Genomic DNA, 16,342 nt, shown 5'->3' with positions numbered 1-16,342 from the left:
GGGCCGTTAAGGTTAACAACTCGTTTACGTTGCGCGCGAGCAGGCCCTGTGGCACACCAAAACCACTCCAAAACGGTCGTTTTCGCGACGATCGGCAGCACTTCAGTCAAGAGTTTCAGGGGAACAGGGGACTCGACCGGCCGTTCAAGGGAAACCTTGGACGGCCTCTTTTTTGATTCGCGCCCCGTGATTCGCGGTTAACGCCGGGCGTGCTTTTCACTCATCGCAGCACCTGCGGCGTCGGTTGTTTCGAGAACAGGCTTGTTCCAAGTCAAGCATCCTTGCTCTAAAGCTCGCGCATCGAAGCCTTGGACCAGACGCATATGAGTGAACCGGTGAACCCTTCGGACCTCGAACACACGGAACCGACGCCGGAACCCCGGCGCGAACCCGTGTTCAACCTGCCGCCGATCGTGCTGGCGGTGATCGGCATTTGCGCGGCCGTCTTCCTGATTGAAAACTATCTGCTTACCCCAGCGCAGGACAACGCATTCGTTTCAAACTTCGCTTTCATCCCAGTCCTCTATACCGGGCAATACGGCTTCGACTGGTTCCTGTTCACCCGGCCCTTCACATACGCCTTCATGCATGGCGGCTTTGCCCATATCGCAATCAACATGGCATGGCTCGCCGCCTTCGGTTCGCCTCTTGCCAATCGTCTGGGCGCGCTCTGGTTCGCTCTGTTTTTTGCGTTCACAGGATTGGCTTCGGTGGCTCTGTTCTGGGCGATGCATCCCTACGGCGAGGCGCCGCTGGTTGGTGCATCGGGTGCCATTTCAGGCATGATGGGCGCTGCCGCGCGTTTCGGTTTCCGCACCGACCGCTCGACCGGCAAGGCTGCCTTCGCCGGCCCCGTGCTGCCGATCGCGATAGTGCTGCGTTTGCGTGGCGTCGTGATCTTCCTCGCTGTTTGGATGATCATCAACCTCGCCACCGGCCTTCTCGGTTTTGCCCCCGGAGTGGATGGTCAGATCGCCTGGGAGGCCCATATTGGCGGCTTCGTCGCGGGCTTCTTTGGTTTGCGCTGGTTCGACCGGCGTGGGCAGTCGCCCGAATGGGAGGCCGGCGACCACCGCACTTGAAATGCGGCCGATCACGGCGCACGATGTTCACTCTTACGTGAAAGCCGGTCTGGGCAGGGGACCGGCGGGCGAAGCAGAGGAGGACGCCATGACGGTTAAGGCAATTCTGGAAAGAAAAGGCCACGACGTGTTGACGCTCGGGCCGAACGAAAAGCTCAGCGAAGCCATCCGCATCCTGGTCGAACACAAGATCGGCGCGCTGGTCATCACCAATGGCGACCGCAAGATCGTCGGCATTCTGTCCGAACGCGACATCGTGCGGGTCGTCGCCAAGGAAGGCGGTGCCGCGCTCGATATACCGGTACGTTCGGCGATGACGCCGAAGGTGAAGATCTGCAACGAGAACCACACCGTCAACGAGGTGATGGAGATCATGACGCGTGGCCGCTTCCGCCATCTGCCGGTGGAAAAGGACGGCCTGCTCGACGGCATCGTCTCCATCGGCGACGTGGTCAAGCGCCGCATCGAGGATGTCGAACGCGAGGCCGACGAAATCAGGGCCTATATCGCCACCGCCTGAGCGGCGGAAACGAAACCGCCGACCGGAGACCCGGCCGGCGGTTCCATAGCCTATCTGTTGTCGAGTTCGGAACGGACGAGTTCGAGTCCGCGCCGCGTGATGCGGTAGGGACCGCCACCCGACGACGAAACCGCCTTTTTCCGCTTCAGCTTTCGAAACAGGTCGAGATCGACGCCCGGATAGTGCCAGCCGTCACGCGTCAGGCATTTGACGGAGGCGATCCGTTTCTTCTCGTTCTTTTCGATTTCAATGCGTCCGCCCTGCGCAAGCAGGTGCAGGATGCGCTGTTCAGTGCGCGAAATATCCATGTGAGAGTTGTCCGGGAAAACAAAAAAGGCCGCCGCCGCGAAAGCTTCGCGGCACGGGGTTTTTAGGTTTTCTGCCCTGCCTCGCTACGAGGTCAGGGCCCTACCGGGACTGAGCGTAAGTGGACATCCACTCTCCATTGGGATGAGCGTCCTATAAGCGAAAGCGGCTGAGAAGGCCAGCCCGCGGCTTTGCGCTTGTCTCTTTTGGCGGTTTGCACTAGCGAAGTTGCACACTAAAATATGCGTTCGCGCATATTCAGCAGTTCCAATTTGCAGGCCGCCATGTCTCTCATCGATACCCGCACCCCCGACGCAAAACGCCTCATCCCCGGCGCCACCGGCGATTGGGAAATCATCATTGGTCTCGAAGTGCATGCGCAGGTCATCTCGGAAGCAAAATTGTTCTCCGGCGCTTCGACCGCCTTCGGTGCGGCCCCCAACGCCAATGTCAGTCTGGTCGATGCGGCGATGCCCGGCATGCTGCCTGTCATCAACGAGGAATGCGTCAAGCAGGCGATCCGCACCGGTCTCGGGCTGAAGGCGCAGATCAACCACAAGTCGGTTTTCGACCGGAAGAACTATTTTTATCCCGATCTGCCGCAGGGCTATCAGATCTCGCAGTTCAAGCAGCCGATCGTCGGCGAGGGCACTGTGATCGTTTCGGTCGGACCGGACCGGCAGGGCGAGTTCGAGGACATCGAGGTCGGCATCGAACGGCTGCATCTGGAACAGGATGCGGGCAAGTCGATGCACGACCAGCATCCGACCATGTCCTATGTCGACCTCAACCGCTCCGGCGTGGCGCTGATGGAGATCGTCTCCAAGCCTGACCTGCGTTCCGGCGATGAGGCCAAGGCCTATGTCACCAAGCTGCGCACCATCATGCGCTATCTCGGCACGTGCGACGGCAACATGGATGAAGGCTCGCTGCGCGCCGACGTCAACGTCTCGGTTCGCCGGCCCGGTGGCGAGTTCGGCACCCGCTGCGAGATCAAGAACATGAACTCGATCCGCTTCATCGGCCAGGCCATCGATTATGAAGCGCGCCGCCAGATCGCTATCCTCGAGGATGGCGGCAAGATCGACCAGGAAACGCGGCTGTATGATGCCGTCAAGGGCGAAACGCGCTCCATGCGCTCGAAGGAAGAAGCGCACGATTACCGCTATTTTCCCGATCCCGATCTTCTGCCGCTGGAATTCGATCAGGCCTATGTCGATGCTTTGGTGAAGGATCTACCGGAACTGCCCGACGACAAGAAGGCGCGGCTCATCTCCTCGCTGGGTCTGTCGACCTACGACGCCTCGATCCTGGTGTCGGAAAAGTCGGTCGCCGACTATTTCGAGAAGGTGGCTGCCGGGCGCGACGGCAAGCTCGCCGCCAACTGGGTCATCAACGACCTACTCGGACAGCTGAACAAGGCAGGCAAGGACATTGAAAATGCTCCGGTTTCGCCCGATCAGCTCGGCGCGGTGATCGACCTGATCAAGGATGGCACCATCTCCGGCAAGATCGCCAAGGACCTGTTCGAGATCGTCTGGAATGAAGGCGGCGATCCGCGTGCGCTGGTCGAGAGCCGTGGCTTGAAGCAGGTCACCGACACCGGCGCCATCGAGAAGGCGGTCGACGAGGTTATTGCGGCCAATCCCGACAAGGTCGAACAGGCGCGCGCCAAGCCGACCATGGCCGGCTGGTTCGTAGGCCAGGTGATGAAGGCGACCGGTGGCAAGGCCAATCCGCAGGCGGTCAACGACCTCGTCAAGGCCAAGCTCGGCATCGAGTAAGGCCATGTTCGTCCGCACTGCCGGCGATCGCGACCTCGCAGCCATCAGGGCATTGCTGGTTGAAACCTGGCATGCGACCTACGACGCCATATACGGCGCCGCCAAGGTCACCGAAATGACCGATCAGTGGCACTCGATCGCGTCCCTGAAAACGAGGCTGACCAAGCCGGTCAGCGAATTCCTTGTTGCCGACGACGGCAAGCGCCTTGGCGGCGTGGCCTTTGCCGAAAGCGTCGATGGCGGCAAGCTTGTTGTCCTGAAACAGCTCTATGTGCTTCCCAGCCTGCAGGGACGGGGCATTGGCGGTATGCTGCTCGACGAGATCATCGAGAGCTTCCCTGAAGCCCACGCCATCCGTCTAGAGGTGGAGGAGCAGAATTCACGCGCCATCGCCTTCTACGAAGCGAACGGTTTTGTAAGATCCGGCGACGTTGGCGGGCACGCCGGGACGCTCGTCTACCGCCGCCCTCTTATCGGGTGACTGCCGCGTCGAAGGCAATCCGGATCACCTTCGCGCGAGCGGCACGGCACGTGCCCGGTTTTCGTTTGACGGCCTGATGGTCACACACCAAGCTGCCGCGGCTGACCGTGCGGAAGCCGGAATGGGCTGGCGTGCAAGGCGGCGAGGGGGAATCATGCCAAGCTTGCCGGAATTGATGCCGACCCAGGTGTCGGATGAAACCTTTGGTGGCGTCACCTATCACATAGCGGGTGAGCTGGTGCCCGTGCTTTCGGTCGATGTGACGCGAATGCCTGTCTATTTCGAGCACCACATCCTGTTGTGGAAGAATTCCACCATCACCATCGGCCTGAAATCGCTGAAAGGGGCGCTGAAGCGCATGATGGCCGGTATGCAGATCTTCGTCACCGAGGCGTCGGGAGCAGGCATCATCGCCTTCAGTCGTGATGGACCGGGCCACATCGTGCCGATCCATCTCAGGCGTGGCGAGGAGATCCAGGTGCGCGAACACCAGTTCCTCGCCGCCACCGGCAACGTCGACTACACGTTCGAGCGTGTACGTGGCCTTGCAACGATGCTGTTTGGCCAGAGCGGCTTCTTCATCGACCGTTTTCGCGGCGATAGCGGCGACGGCATCGTCTGGCTGCACGGCTACGGCAATGTCTTCGAGAAAACGCTTGCCGCCGGCGAGACCATCGACATCGAGCCGGGCGGCTGGCTGTTCAAGGATGCCTCGGTCAGGATGGAAACCAAGATCGACCGGCTGTCGAGCGGCTTCTTCGGCGCCAACGTCAATTTCATCGTCAATCGCTTCACCGGCCCGGGCCGGGTCGGCATCCAGTCGATGTACCTGCATATGCCGACAGAGGAGTAGCTCCGGCAGGGCCCGAGGGAGAACAAGATCGGGATCAGCGCAGGCTGGTGGGCCAAGCTCCGGTGACCCGACGACTTATGCGGTGGGAACCTCCACATTGTCGATCAGTCGCGTCTTGCCGAGCCAGGCGGCGGCAAGCAGGCGCCCAGCACGGTCGCGGCGCCAGGGCGCCAGCGTCAGGCTTTCGCGGGCCTCGACATAATCGACCTTCTGGAAGCCGGCGGCGATGAGGGCGCGGCTGGCTTCAGCAGTTGCGTCATCTTGAGGTGCGCCGGTCGCCAGCGCCGCGGCCGCCTTGCGCAGGATCGCGTTAAGCTGGCGGGCGACCGCGAGTTCGGCCTCCCCGAGATAGGCGTTGCGCGACGACATGGCGAGGCCATGCGCGTCGCGTATGGTCGGGGCGCCGATGATCTCGACAGGCAGGTCAAGGTCGCGGCACAACTGCCTGACGACGCAAAGTTGCTGGTAATCCTTCTCGCCAAAGACCGCATAGTCGGGCGTTGCCTGCAGAAAAAGCTTGGCCACCACGGTGGCGACGCCTTCAAAAAAGGTCGGCCGAAAGTCCGATTCGAGCCCGGCGGACGGGCCGCCGACCGAAATCTTGGTGGCAAAGTCGGCGGGATACATCGCGCCAACCGTCGGCGTGAAGGCAAGATCGGCCTTGACCGTCGCCAGCATGTCCAGGTCGCGGGCAAGCTGGCGCGGGTACTTGTCGAGATCCTCGCTCGGCGCGAACTGCGTCGGGTTGACGAAGATCGACACCACGCTGCGCTGGGCTTTTTCCCTGGCGATCCTGATCAGGGAGAGATGCCCTTCATGCAAGGCGCCCATGGTTGGCACCATGGCGACGCGCAGGCCATCGCGCCGCCAGTCCCGAATCCGCGCCCTGAGCGCGGCGACGTTATCGACGACGTCAGGCCGGCTCATGCCTCGTCTCCGCCATTTGTGCCCGAAAAGGCTGTTGAGCCCCAAAAAACATGGGCAGGGCCGGGGAATGTCCGGTCTCGCACCTCCGCTGCGTAGCGTTCGGCGGCATGCGCGATCACGCTGCGCAGATCGGCATATTCCTTGACGAATTTCGGCACACGGTCGACGGTCAGCCCAACCATGTCATCGATGACCAGGATTTGGCCATCGCAGTCGGGGCTGGCGCCAATGCCGATGGTTGGAATGGCGATGCGGCGTGTGATGTCGGCAGCGACCGCCTCGATGGTGCCTTCGATGACCACGGAGAACGCGCCGGCTCTTTCGACGGCGAGCGCGTCTGCCAGCAGCGCCGCGATCGCCTCGTCCGTGCGGCCCTTGATCTTGTAGCCGCCCTCCTTCTCCACCGATTGCGGCAGCAGGCCGATATGACCCATGACCGGAATGCCGGTGGCAACGATCGCCGCGATTTGCCGCGCCATGTCGACACCGCCTTCGAGCTTCACCGCCTGGCAGCCGGTCTCTTCAACGATGCGCCGTGCCGAGGCCACGGCCTGCACCGCCGAATCCTCGTAGCTGCCCGCCGGCATGTCGATCACCACGCAGGCCCTGGCCGAGCCGCGCATCACGGCCTGGCCATGCGCGATCATCATTTCGAGCGAGGCGCCCAGTGTCGTCTCATGGCCATGCAGCACCATGGCGACGCTGTCGCCGACCAGAAGCAGGTCGACATGGGGATCGAGCAGGCGGGCGACGGGATAGGTGTAGGCCGTCAGGCAGACCAGGGGGATGCCGCCCTTGCGGCGGCGAATCAGCTCGGCGCCGATGCGAATGTCGGTGGTCGGCAGTTCCGTGGCCAATCGTCACCTCCCTCGGTCCACGCCGGATTGGATCCGCATGGGCGCGCTGAGCTTTAGAAAGAGCCGAAAGGCTTGGCAAGTGTGCATCCCGCCGTCTCGGGGCTGGTGGGCTTGTGTAGGATGCCTGGCGCGCCATTTGCGCGCTCCTTGCGGCAAAACCCTTGCCTTCCCGAAGGCCTGACGCCATAAGCAGGAAGCAGCGCCGCCCGCGCGAGGGTTCTGAGATGAAGACTTTCCTGACGCAGTTTTTCACCTGGTGGAACAGCCAGACACTGGGAACACGCCTGCACACCTGGCGGTACGGCAAGAGGGTCGGCCAGGACGAGGTCGGCAATGTCTATTACGAAGGCGGTATCGATTCGGAAGGCCGCACGCGCCGCTGGGTCATCTACCGCAACTATTCGGAAGCCTCGGCAATTCCGCCGGGCTGGCACGGTTGGATACATCACCGCGTCGAACTCGCGCCGCCCAGCGACGACTACAAGCCGCGCGACTGGCAGAAGCCGCATCAGCCCAATCTGACCGGTACACCGGCGGCCTATCGCCCGAAGGGCTCGGTGCTGACCAACCAGCATCGCCCGCAGGTCACGGGTGACTATGACGCCTGGACGCCCGGGTCGTAAAAGCCCTCGGGTTCGGCAAAGTGCAAGCCGGTCCTTTCTCGCCACAATTGGTGTTTAGCTGCTTGCTGATCGAAAAACGGCGACTAGCCTTGGCGATCGACGGAATCACCCGGACGCGAACCACCGGTACCCCCATATGAGCTTTTTCAATCCGATATCGACGGGCGGCCTTGCGCTAGCCGCCAGCCTCGCCGTCAGCACCGCCGCCTTTGCGGCTTCGCCCACACCGGCTGCACCCGCCGCAGCCGCGCCGGCGGCGCCCTCGGGGACGGATCGCATCACCAACCCGATCGCCGAGTTCGCCGGCATCGACAAGATCACCGGCCGCATCATCACCTTCGATGTATATATCGACGAGACGGTCCAGTTCGGCGCTTTGCAGGTGACGCCGCGCGTTTGCTATTCGCGGCCGCAGACCGAGGAGCCGAAGACGGATTCCTTCGTCGAGGTCGATGAGATCACGCTGGATCGCAAAATCCGGCGCATCTTCACCGGCTGGATGTTCGCCGAAAGCCCGGGTCTCAATGCTGTCGAACATGCCGTCTATGACGTCTGGCTGAAGGAATGCAAGCAGAAGTCGGATGTGCCGCCGCCCGATGCCGCCAAGGCCGACGCTTCCAAGCCGGCCGCGACCAAACCCGCTTCAGCCAAGCTGAAGCCGGCGGTCACCCCGGACGCGACAGAATCGGACCCCGCGGAACCGGCTACGACAAACTGATCCGCTCGGAACCGCCACGATCACCGCGCGTTTGACCCCGTACAACGCGGAGGATCAGCCAATGTCGGACAGCAAGCGGATCACGGCCAGCAAGAAGGAATTGCTGGACCTCGAAAGAGGGTTCTGGACGGGTGATGAGGCGTACTACGCGGCCAATGCCGATGCGGAATGCCTGGTGGCCTTTCCGCAAATGGCAAAGGCGATGGACAACGCCGACCTAGCTAAGACCGCGACCAAGCCCAACCGTTGGCGCGATCTCGATATTGAACTCAAGGGAATTATCGAGCCGGGAAGCGACATTGTCATGCTGACCTACGAGGCGCATGCAACGCGAGAGAATGGCGACCTCTACGCCGCACTGGTCAGCACCGGCTACGTCCATCGGGTCAACGGCTGGAAGATGATGTTCCACTCGCAGACACCGATCGAGGCTCCAGCGAAGTAAGGGCTGATCCCTAGGGAAAGAAGATCGCTTCGCCCTTCAGTGCATCGGCCAGCATCTTCTCATATTTGCCACGTGGCACGTCGACCGCCCCGAAGCGCTTGAGGTGCTCCGTGGTAAACTGCGTATCGAGCAGCGCGAAGCCGCGCGCCTTGAGCCGTTCGACGAGATGCACGAGGCAGATTTTCGATGCATCCGTCTCCTTGGAAAACATGCTTTCGCCGAAGAACACGCGTCCGAGCGATACGCCATAAAGCCCGCCGACCAACTGGTCCTGATGCCAAGCCTCGACCGAATGGCAATGGCCCATGCGGTGCAGTTGCACATAGGCCTCGCGGATCGGCGCGTTGATCCAGGTCGAGCGCCTTTCCTCGCGCTTTTCGGCGCAGCCGTCGATCGTGGCCTCGAAATCGAAGTCGAAGCGGATATCGAACGGGCTTTTGCGGATCGCCTTCCTCAAGCTTTTGGGCGTGTGGAACCCATCGAGCGGGATGATGCCGCGCGTCTCCGGCCGCACCCAGAACACTTCCGGGTCGCTGGCGCTTTCGGCCATCGGGAAGACGCCCGAGGCATAGGCCTTGAGCAGGAGGTCGGTGGGGATGCGATAGCCGGGCGCGTAAGGGCGGGTCATCGCGTCCCCGGACTACTCTTCCTTGGCCAGGTATTTTTCCAGCCAGTGGATGTCATAGTCGCCATTGGCGATGTCGGCATTGCCGACCAGATCGCGAAACAGCGGTAAGGTCGTCTTGATGCCATCGACGACGAACTCATCGAGCGCGCGCCGCAGCCGCATCATGCATTCGACGCGGTTGCGCCCATGGACAATAAGCTTGCCGATCAGGCTGTCGTAATAGGGTGGAATCTTGTAGCCGGAATAGACGCCGGAATCGACGCGGATGCCGAGACCGCCTGGCGTGTGGAAATGCGTGATTGTGCCAGGCGAGGGGGTGAAGGTGCGCGGATCCTCGGCATTGATGCGGCATTCGATGGCATGGCCATTGAACTTGATGTCTTCCTGCCTGACCGAAAGACCGCCGCCAGAAGCGACGCGGATCTGCTCGTGCACGAGATCTATGCCGGTGATCGCTTCCGTCACCGGATGCTCGACCTGCAGGCGCGTGTTCATCTCGATGAAATAGAACTCGCCATTCTCGTAGAGGAATTCGATCGTGCCGGCGCCGGAATAGCCGAGATCGGCAATCGCTTTGGCGCAGATGCCGCCGATGCGTGACCGCTCCTCGGCATTGAGCGCCGGTGAATTGGCCTCTTCCCAGACCTTTTGGTGGCGGCGCTGCAGAGAGCAGTCGCGTTCGCCGAAATGCACGCCGCGGCCAAAGCCGTCACCGAACACCTGCACTTCGATGTGGCGCGGCTTCTGCAGGTATTTTTCGATGTAGACGGCGTCGTCGCCGAAGGCGGCACCCGCTTCCGAGCGCGCCGTCTGCAAGGCGATCTCGAGGTCCGCCTCGGTAAGCGCGACCTTCATGCCGCGCCCGCCACCGCCGGCCGAGGCCTTGATGATCACGGGATAGCCGATCTCTGCGGCTATGCGCTTGGCTTCCTTCTCGTCGGTGACCGCGCCGTCGGAGCCGGGCACCACCGGTATGCCGAGGCGCTTGGCGGTGCGCTTGGCCTCGATCTTGTCACCCATGATGCGGATATGGTCGCCGGACGGGCCGATGAAGGTGATGTTGTGGGCCACCAGTATGTCGGCGAACTTGGCGTTCTCCGACAGGAAGCCGTAGCCCGGATGCACGGCGTCGGCGCCGGTGATCTCGCAGGCCGCGACGATCTGATGGATGTTGAGATAGCTGTCGCGCGATGGCGGCGGGCCAATGCACACGCTTTCGTCGGCAAGCCGCACATGCATGGCGTCGGCGTCGGCCGTCGAATGCACCACCACCGTCTGTATGCCGAGTTCCTTGCAGGCGCGCAGCACCCGAAGCGCGATTTCGCCGCGATTGGCGATGAGGATCTTCTGGAACATCCGGCCCGCTCTACTCGATCACGACGAGCGGCATGCCGTATTCGACCGGCGTCGCGTCCTCGAACAGGATCGCCGTCACCGTGCCGGCACGCGGCGAGGGGATCTGGTTCATCGTCTTCATCGCCTCGATGATGAGCAGCGTCTGGCCTTCCTTGACCTTCTGGCCGACCTCGATGAACGCCTTGGCGTCGGGCGATGGCGCCAGATAGGCGGTGCCGACCATCGGCGAGGTGACCGCGTTCTTCGACACGTCGACCGTTGCCGGTGCGGCCGTGGCTGCAGGCTGGGCAACAGTTGCCGGCGCATAGCTGGGCGGGGGGGCCGCAATCGCATGGACGGCAGGCGCCTGGCGTGACACGCGGACCTTCAGGTCGCCCAGTTCAACCTCGATCTCGGTCAGGTTGGTATCGTTCAGTATGCCCGCCAGATCGCGGATCAGTTGCTGGTCAACACCGGTCTTCTTTATCGACATTTTCGAGCCTTCTGTTTGTTGGCCGGTCATAGGCGTGCGGCCAGCGCCTGCAGCGCCAGCGTGTAGCCGAGCGGCCCAAAACCACAGATCATGCCGACGGCGACCGGCGCGACCATGGAGACGTGGCGGAATGATTCCCGCGCATGGATGTTGGAAAGGTGAACTTCGGCGACCGGCAGCGGCGCGACCGAGCGGATGGCGTCATGGATCGCGATCGAGGTATGGCTGTAGGCGCCTGGATTGATGACGATGCCGGCAGCCTTGTCGCCGGCTTCCTGTATCCAGTCGACGAGGTCGCCCTCATGGTTCGACTGGCGGAAATCGATCTCGAGCCCGAGCGAGGCGCCGGCCTGCTTGCAGTCGTCGGCGATCGCGGCAAGCGTCTTGCCGCCATAGATCCCCGGCTCGCGCTTGCCGAGCGCGTTGAGATTGGGACCGTTCAGGACGAAAACCGTTTTCAAAAAAACCGACCTTTTCCGGCGCCGGCATCAAACCGGCGCGCAGGGCCTCTATACCGGGCATAGCCGTCCGCGAAAAGAGCGCAAGTGCGTTCTTTCACTGTCCACAACAGGTCGAAATGCGCCCGTGAAGAAAACCCCCGGCCGATCAAAGCGCGGCTTTAACCGCCTCGATCTTCTGCGCCAGCACTTCCTGCCCGAGAGCCCCGAACACCACCTCGTTGCCGACGACGTAAGACGGCGTTCCGGTGATCGACAGCTTGTTGGCAAGATCATAGGTCTTGGAGAAGGCCTCGGGGATAGACGGATCCTTCATCTTCTCGCGCAGCGTCGTCTCGTCGGCGCCGAGCGAAAGCGCGATCTTGATCGCGGCCGCTTCGGTGGCGCGTCCCTGGCCGCCGAGCAGCGCATTGTGGAACTCGCCGTATTTTTCCGGCATCATCAGGTGGAAGGCCATGGAGACGACGCTGGCCTTTTGCGAATCCGGGCCGAGGATCGGGAATTCCTTGAGCACGAAGCGCAGATCCGGATCGGATTTGGTCAGCGCCCGCATGTCCTCGATGGCGCGTTTGCAGAAGCCGCAATTGTAGTCGTAGAACTCGACGATCGTCACCTTGCCGTTCGGGTTGCCGACGATGCCATCGAAGCTGGAGTTGAAGATCTGCTCCTTGGCGTTCTTGATGACGCCGAGCGCGGCCAGGCGCTGCTCTTCCTTCTGCTTGGCCTCGAGCGCGTCCTGCACTTCGAGCAGCACTTCCGGGTTCTTCAAGAGATAGTCGCGGATGATTCCCTCGACCTCGGTACGGTCGATCTTGGTATCGGGAGCCTTGGTATCGGCCCCCGCCGTCTGGACGGGCTGAGTCGCCTCGACGGGCTGCGCCGTACCGGCCTTGGCAATCTGCGGGCTGCCGGCCACGAAACCGAAAGCCAGCATGGCAAGGGCTACAGCGACCCCCGTGGTGCCCAACAGCAGTGCCTTTTTCATCGTTCTCGTTCCTTTTGCCTGTTTCCCGGTCCGGCTGTGTCGCGGCGCGTGAGCGGAAGGTTCACTAGATCTTGCTTGACGCTTTGTAGTTTATGATATCCTGGGCCCGTATCCAACGCGGCTCCCCGCGCTTCATCTGCTGCTGCGCCCGCATGGCGAAAATCTTCGCATCCTTGTAATCGCCGGAATAGAAGTGACCTTCGGCGGTCGCAAGCTCGGCGCCGGGTATGTCGCCCAACTCGCCATAAGCCTGCGCCAGATAACGATACCCCTCGGAATTCTCCTTGTCGCGTCCGAGACCATTGTTGATCTGCACGACGGCCTTCTTGAGCGAATCGGGCGTACCGACTGCCATCAACGCCTGGCCTAGCGAGACGGGCAGCAAACCGGATCGCGCCGGATCGAGGCTGACCGCTTTCGCGTAGGCTTCCGCCGCGTCCTTCGGCTTGTTCGCCTTCATCAGGATGTCGCCGCGCAATTCCTGGAAATAGGGGTTCTTGGGCTGCGCCTTGATCAGGGCATTCGCCTTGGCGAGTGCGCTGGTGATATCACCGTAAAGATAGGTCGATTGGGCATCGCCATACAGTGCCGCGAGGCTGCCCCGCATCTTTTGCATCAGCCGCGCCGCCGTGGCCTGACCTTCCATATAGACGGCGATCTTCACCCGCATCATGTCATGGCGCTGTTGAAGCGCCGGCGGGTCGACCTTGTCGACATTGGGACTTTGCTTCACCAGCACTTCGAGATTGGCGATGCGCTCCTGCGGCATCGGATGGCTGATCCGGTAGGGGTCGACCTGCGTGCCGGACAGGGACAGCGCGCTCTGGAAGCGAGCGAAAGTCTTCAGCATGCCCATGCCGGACTGGCCGGTGGCGTTGAGGTAGGTGATCGCCGAGCGGTCCGCGGTCGTCTCTTCGGTGCGTTGGTAGGCGAGGATGCTGCGCTGTGCCATCTCGCCTCCGCCGGCGGCAACACCCATGCCGGCGCCGGCAAGGCCGCGGCTATTGGTGGTCGCACCGGCAACGATGGCGCCGGCGCCAAGCAATGTCGCGATGATGGCCATCGTCTTGGCGCGCTCGAGCTGGTCGCGCAGTTTCTGCTGGTGGCCGCCGGCGATATGGCCGGCTTCGTGCGCGATGACGCCGATGATCTCGTTGGGTGTCTCGGCCGTCATCAGCGCGCCGGTGTTTATGAACAGCCGGCGCCCAGTGACGAAGGCGTTGAAGCTGGAATCGTTGACCAGCACGATGTCGATGCCGTCATTCGCCAGCCCTGCCGCCTTGAAGATCGGTCGTGCATAGTCGCGCACCAGGGCCTCGATCTCGGCATCGCGTACCACCGGCACGTTTTGAGCGAAGGCGGTGACCGAACTCGTCGTGGCAACGGCGATGCCAAGCGCAAGCGTCGTGAAGACACGCGCAATCCTGGCAACCGTCGATCTGGGTCGGCTCAACATGACGTGTCCACTGGTAGACGAGCGGGCGTAGGATGAAAAGTCGGCACCGGAAAAACTTCCTCAACTTGTGATCCTCACATCAATCGGGCATTTGTGCGGCGCACGTATTCGACGGCATGCGTGCCCAACCGTCGGGATAGGGATAAAATGGTCGTTTCACTCTCACGCCGTGGCAATGTCGAGCCCTTCCACGCCATGGATGTGCTGGCCGAGGCGAACCGGCTGAGGGCCCAGGGCGTGCCGGTGATCTCCATGGCGGTCGGCCAGCCCTCAGATCCGGCGCCCGCACGGGTTCGCGCCGCCGCGGCCAACGCCTTGCAGGATGGACGCATAGGCTACACCGACACGCTGGGGCTGACGGGGCTGCGCAAGGCGATCGCCGAGCATTACGCGGATCACTACCGGATTGAGGTAGAGCCTGGCCGGATCGCGGTGACCACCGGTTCGTCGGCGGCCTTCAACCTAGCCTTCCTGGCGATGTTCGATCCGGGCGATCGCGTCGCCATCGCCGCGCCCGGCTACCCCGCCTATCGCAACATCATGGCGGCGCTCGGCATCGACGTGGTCGAGATCGAGCTCGGTGACGCTGCCTATCTGCATGCCGGTCATCTGGAGGCGGCGCACCGCGAGAAGCCGCTGAAGGGCGTCCTGTTTGCAAGCCCAGCCAACCCGACCGGTGCGGTCATCCCGGTCGATGAACTGTGGGCGCTGGTCAATATGGCGCAGACACTGGGCATCGCCGTCATTTCCGACGAGATCTACCACCGATTGGCCTATGGCGCGCCGGACACTACGGCACTTGCCTTCGGCAACAGCGTGACAGTGATCAATTCCTTCTCGAAATACTATTGCATGACCGGCTGGCGCATCGGCTGGATGGTGTTGCCAGAAGAGCTGGTGCGACCGGTCGAACGCATTGCCCAGAGCCTCTACATCTCACCGCCGGAATTGTCGCAGATCGCCGCGATCGAAGCCTTTGCCGCGACCGACGAGCTGGAAGCGGTCAAAGGCCGCTACGCCGGGAATCGCGATCTGCTGATGAAGCGCCTGCCCGAACTCGGCTTCCCGCTGGCAGCGCCCATGGACGGGGCCTTCTATGCGTTTTGCGATGTCACCAGGCACACCAATGACAGCATGGCCTTCGCCCGCAAGATGCTGGCCGAGGCGCATGTCGCGGCGACGCCCGGCCGCGATTTCGACACCCAGGCTGGCCACCGCACGATGCGGTTCTCCTATGCCGGCAGCCACGACGACATGGTCGAGGCGATGGCGCGCATCGAGCGCTGGTTGAGGTAGCATCCATGCCGGAACTCGAACGGGCCCCCAAACTTGATCAGGCATTGGCCGAAGTCGCCGCCGAAATGGCCGAACGCGAGGATCGCGGCGCTGTCGCGTCCTACATTCCTCAATTGGGCAAGGTCGATCCAAGGAAGTTCGGCATCGCCGCCGTCACCAATGACGGCCGCGTGCTGACGGCGGGCGATGCCGACCAGCCGTTCTCCATCCAGAGCATCTCCAAGGTGTTCACCTTGACACTGGCGCTCGGCAATGTCGGCGATGCTTTGTGGAAGCGGGTCGGCCGCGAACCGTCGGGCAATCCGTTCAACTCGATCGTCCAGCTCGAGCACGAGAACGGCATTCCGCGCAATCCGTTCATCAATGCCGGCGCCATCGTCATTTCCGACATTCTGCTTGCCGGTCACCAGCCGCGCGAGGCGATCGGCGAGATCCTGCGCTTCATCCAGTTCCTCGCCGACGACGAGACGATCATCATCGACCGCGAGGTCGCGGCCTCCGAACGCGCTACGGGCTATCGCAATTTCGCGCTTGCCAACTACATGAAATCCTTCGGTAATCTTCATCATGCGTCGGAATTGGCGCTCGGTGTCTATTTTCACCATTGCGCCATCGCCATGAGCTGCCGGCAGCTGGCAATGGCCGGCCGCTTCCTGGCCAATGGCGGCAAGAACCCGGCGACCGGCCATTCCGTGGTGTCGGCCGAGCGGGCACGGCGCATCGGCGCGATGATGCTGACCTGCGGCCACTATGACGGCTCCGGCGACTTTGCCTTCCGCGTCGGCATTCCGGGAAAAAGCGGCGTCGGCGGCGGCATATTGGGCATCGTGCCAGGCGTAGCTTCGCTTGCCGTCTGGTCGCCCGGCCTCAACGCCAACGGCAACTCCAAGCTGGGCTCTATCGCGCTGGAGAAGCTGGCCCGGATGATGAACTGGTCGATCTTCGCGCCTTAATGCATGTCGCCCAGAAGTGTGCGGCGGTTCTGGGACAGCGACATGCATCAAAACAAAAACTTAAAGCGCGTCGCCTGAATCCGTTTCAGCGCGACGCGCTTTAGCCTTTTACCCGCTTGCAAGGCCAGATGTGAAAAATCCC

Annotated in this window: 19 protein-coding genes; 10 read left to right on the top strand and 9 right to left on the bottom strand. The window is 62.3% G+C overall.

Going from position 1 to position 16,342, the window contains the following annotated elements:
• Positions 1-323: 323 nt before the first annotated feature.
• Positions 324-1,082 carry a rhomboid family intramembrane serine protease gene (locus EB233_RS20545; protein ID WP_064991477.1) on the top strand — a complete coding sequence of 253 codons (759 nt, stop codon included), beginning with the start codon at positions 324-326 and terminating at the stop codon, positions 1,080-1,082.
• Positions 1,083-1,170: 88 nt separating this feature from the next.
• Positions 1,171-1,602, top strand: coding sequence for a CBS domain-containing protein (locus tag EB233_RS20540; RefSeq protein WP_064991651.1), 432 nt, complete (start codon positions 1,171-1,173; stop codon positions 1,600-1,602).
• Between the two features lie 50 nt (positions 1,603-1,652).
• Here EB233_RS20540 and EB233_RS20535 read toward each other — a convergent pair whose 3' ends face one another.
• Positions 1,653-1,910, bottom strand: a complete 258-nt coding sequence (locus EB233_RS20535; RefSeq protein WP_064991476.1) for a YjhX family toxin — start codon at positions 1,908-1,910, stop codon at positions 1,653-1,655.
• Positions 1,911-2,192: 282 nt separating this feature from the next.
• Here EB233_RS20535 and gatB point away from each other — a divergent pair, with 282 nt between their 5' ends.
• The 3 genes from gatB (at position 2,193) to EB233_RS20520 (ending at position 5,026) form a co-directional block, all read left to right on the top strand.
• On the top strand, positions 2,193-3,692 hold the full coding sequence (gene gatB, locus EB233_RS20530) for an Asp-tRNA(Asn)/Glu-tRNA(Gln) amidotransferase subunit GatB (protein ID WP_064991650.1): 1,500 nt from the start codon (positions 2,193-2,195) through the stop codon (positions 3,690-3,692).
• 4 nt (positions 3,693-3,696) lie between these two features.
• Positions 3,697-4,173: a GNAT family N-acetyltransferase gene (locus EB233_RS20525; protein ID WP_064991475.1), complete on the top strand. Its 477-nt coding sequence runs from the start codon at positions 3,697-3,699 to the stop codon at positions 4,171-4,173.
• A 154-nt stretch (positions 4,174-4,327) separates the two neighbouring features.
• Positions 4,328-5,026 (top strand): AIM24 family protein, encoded by a 699-nt coding sequence (locus tag EB233_RS20520; protein ID WP_064991474.1) that lies wholly within the window; start codon positions 4,328-4,330, stop codon positions 5,024-5,026.
• A 75-nt stretch (positions 5,027-5,101) separates the two neighbouring features.
• Here the strand turns inward: EB233_RS20520 and panC are convergent, their stop codons facing one another.
• A complete protein-coding gene (panC, locus tag EB233_RS20515) occupies positions 5,102-5,953 on the bottom strand; it encodes a pantoate--beta-alanine ligase (protein ID WP_064991473.1) in 852 nt (283 codons plus the stop codon).
• Positions 5,950-6,810, bottom strand: a complete 861-nt coding sequence (gene panB, locus EB233_RS20510; RefSeq protein WP_064991472.1) for a 3-methyl-2-oxobutanoate hydroxymethyltransferase — start codon at positions 6,808-6,810, stop codon at positions 5,950-5,952. The genes panC and panB overlap by 4 nt, the downstream gene beginning before the upstream one ends.
• 224 nt (positions 6,811-7,034) lie before the next feature.
• On the opposite strand from panB, the gene EB233_RS20505 reads away from it, so the two are divergent.
• The 3 genes from EB233_RS20505 to EB233_RS20495 all read left to right on the top strand — a co-directional run bounded on the left by EB233_RS20505 (position 7,035) and on the right by EB233_RS20495 (position 8,596).
• Positions 7,035-7,433: an NADH:ubiquinone oxidoreductase subunit NDUFA12 gene (locus tag EB233_RS20505; RefSeq protein WP_027051727.1), complete on the top strand. Its 399-nt coding sequence runs from the start codon at positions 7,035-7,037 to the stop codon at positions 7,431-7,433.
• A 136-nt stretch (positions 7,434-7,569) separates the two neighbouring features.
• Positions 7,570-8,151, top strand: a complete 582-nt coding sequence (locus EB233_RS20500; protein ID WP_064991471.1) for a DUF2155 domain-containing protein — start codon at positions 7,570-7,572, stop codon at positions 8,149-8,151.
• Between the two features lie 61 nt (positions 8,152-8,212).
• The gene (locus tag EB233_RS20495) at positions 8,213-8,596 is read left to right on the top strand and encodes a hypothetical protein (protein ID WP_064991470.1); all 384 of its coding nucleotides are present in this window, start codon (positions 8,213-8,215) and stop codon (positions 8,594-8,596) included.
• 10 nt (positions 8,597-8,606) lie between these two features.
• On the opposite strand, the gene aat is transcribed toward EB233_RS20495, so the two are convergent.
• From aat to EB233_RS20465, 6 genes are all read right to left on the bottom strand, one after another.
• Positions 8,607-9,224, bottom strand: a complete 618-nt coding sequence (aat, locus tag EB233_RS20490; RefSeq protein ID WP_064991469.1) for a leucyl/phenylalanyl-tRNA--protein transferase — start codon at positions 9,222-9,224, stop codon at positions 8,607-8,609.
• Between the two features lie 12 nt (positions 9,225-9,236).
• Complete coding sequence (gene accC, locus EB233_RS20485) at positions 9,237-10,580, bottom strand: acetyl-CoA carboxylase biotin carboxylase subunit (RefSeq protein ID WP_064991468.1); 1,344 nt, start codon at positions 10,578-10,580, stop codon at positions 9,237-9,239.
• 10 nt (positions 10,581-10,590) lie between these two features.
• Positions 10,591-11,052, bottom strand: a complete 462-nt coding sequence (gene accB / locus EB233_RS20480; protein WP_027051732.1) for an acetyl-CoA carboxylase biotin carboxyl carrier protein — start codon at positions 11,050-11,052, stop codon at positions 10,591-10,593.
• 26 nt (positions 11,053-11,078) lie between these two features.
• Positions 11,079-11,513: a type II 3-dehydroquinate dehydratase gene (gene aroQ / locus EB233_RS20475; RefSeq protein WP_019857903.1), complete on the bottom strand. Its 435-nt coding sequence runs from the start codon at positions 11,511-11,513 to the stop codon at positions 11,079-11,081.
• 145 nt (positions 11,514-11,658) lie between these two features.
• Positions 11,659-12,495, bottom strand: coding sequence for a DsbA family protein (locus EB233_RS20470; protein ID WP_064991467.1), 837 nt, complete (start codon positions 12,493-12,495; stop codon positions 11,659-11,661).
• 64 nt (positions 12,496-12,559) lie between these two features.
• Positions 12,560-13,951: a tetratricopeptide repeat protein gene (locus EB233_RS20465; protein ID WP_064991466.1), complete on the bottom strand. Its 1,392-nt coding sequence runs from the start codon at positions 13,949-13,951 to the stop codon at positions 12,560-12,562.
• A gap of 147 nt (positions 13,952-14,098) precedes the next feature.
• Between EB233_RS20465 and EB233_RS20460 the strand changes: the two genes are divergently transcribed.
• Together EB233_RS20460 and EB233_RS20455 are read left to right on the top strand one after the other, a co-directional pair.
• Positions 14,099-15,247, top strand: coding sequence for a pyridoxal phosphate-dependent aminotransferase (locus tag EB233_RS20460; protein WP_064991465.1), 1,149 nt, complete (start codon positions 14,099-14,101; stop codon positions 15,245-15,247).
• Between the two features lie 5 nt (positions 15,248-15,252).
• Positions 15,253-16,200: a glutaminase gene (locus EB233_RS20455; protein WP_064991464.1), complete on the top strand. Its 948-nt coding sequence runs from the start codon at positions 15,253-15,255 to the stop codon at positions 16,198-16,200.
• The last annotated feature ends 142 nt before the right edge of the window (positions 16,201-16,342 follow it).

It is taken from the genome of Mesorhizobium erdmanii (assembly GCF_013170725.1).
Lineage (GTDB): Bacteria > Pseudomonadota > Alphaproteobacteria > Rhizobiales > Rhizobiaceae > Mesorhizobium > Mesorhizobium erdmanii.
This window is presented reverse-complemented; position numbering and strand designations above follow the sequence as displayed.

Coding starts and splice junctions, on each gene's coding strand:
- EB233_RS20545 (WP_064991477.1), top strand. CDS start 324: ATGAGTGAACCGGTGAACCCTTCGGACCTCGAACACACGGAACCGACG.
- EB233_RS20540 (WP_064991651.1), top strand. CDS start 1,171: ATGACGGTTAAGGCAATTCTGGAAAGAAAAGGCCACGACGTGTTGACG.
- EB233_RS20535 (WP_064991476.1), bottom strand. CDS start 1,910: ATGGATATTTCGCGCACTGAACAGCGCATCCTGCACCTGCTTGCGCAG.
- gatB (WP_064991650.1), top strand. CDS start 2,193: ATGTCTCTCATCGATACCCGCACCCCCGACGCAAAACGCCTCATCCCC.
- EB233_RS20525 (WP_064991475.1), top strand. CDS start 3,697: ATGTTCGTCCGCACTGCCGGCGATCGCGACCTCGCAGCCATCAGGGCA.
- EB233_RS20520 (WP_064991474.1), top strand. CDS start 4,328: ATGCCAAGCTTGCCGGAATTGATGCCGACCCAGGTGTCGGATGAAACC.
- panC (WP_064991473.1), bottom strand. CDS start 5,953: ATGAGCCGGCCTGACGTCGTCGATAACGTCGCCGCGCTCAGGGCGCGG.
- EB233_RS20505 (WP_027051727.1), top strand. CDS start 7,035: ATGAAGACTTTCCTGACGCAGTTTTTCACCTGGTGGAACAGCCAGACA.
- EB233_RS20500 (WP_064991471.1), top strand. CDS start 7,570: ATGAGCTTTTTCAATCCGATATCGACGGGCGGCCTTGCGCTAGCCGCC.
- EB233_RS20495 (WP_064991470.1), top strand. CDS start 8,213: ATGTCGGACAGCAAGCGGATCACGGCCAGCAAGAAGGAATTGCTGGAC.
- aat (WP_064991469.1), bottom strand. CDS start 9,224: ATGACCCGCCCTTACGCGCCCGGCTATCGCATCCCCACCGACCTCCTG.
- accC (WP_064991468.1), bottom strand. CDS start 10,580: ATGTTCCAGAAGATCCTCATCGCCAATCGCGGCGAAATCGCGCTTCGG.
- accB (WP_027051732.1), bottom strand. CDS start 11,052: ATGTCGATAAAGAAGACCGGTGTTGACCAGCAACTGATCCGCGATCTG.
- EB233_RS20470 (WP_064991467.1), bottom strand. CDS start 12,495: ATGAAAAAGGCACTGCTGTTGGGCACCACGGGGGTCGCTGTAGCCCTT.
- EB233_RS20465 (WP_064991466.1), bottom strand. CDS start 13,951: ATGTTGAGCCGACCCAGATCGACGGTTGCCAGGATTGCGCGTGTCTTC.
- EB233_RS20460 (WP_064991465.1), top strand. CDS start 14,099: ATGGTCGTTTCACTCTCACGCCGTGGCAATGTCGAGCCCTTCCACGCC.
- EB233_RS20455 (WP_064991464.1), top strand. CDS start 15,253: ATGCCGGAACTCGAACGGGCCCCCAAACTTGATCAGGCATTGGCCGAA.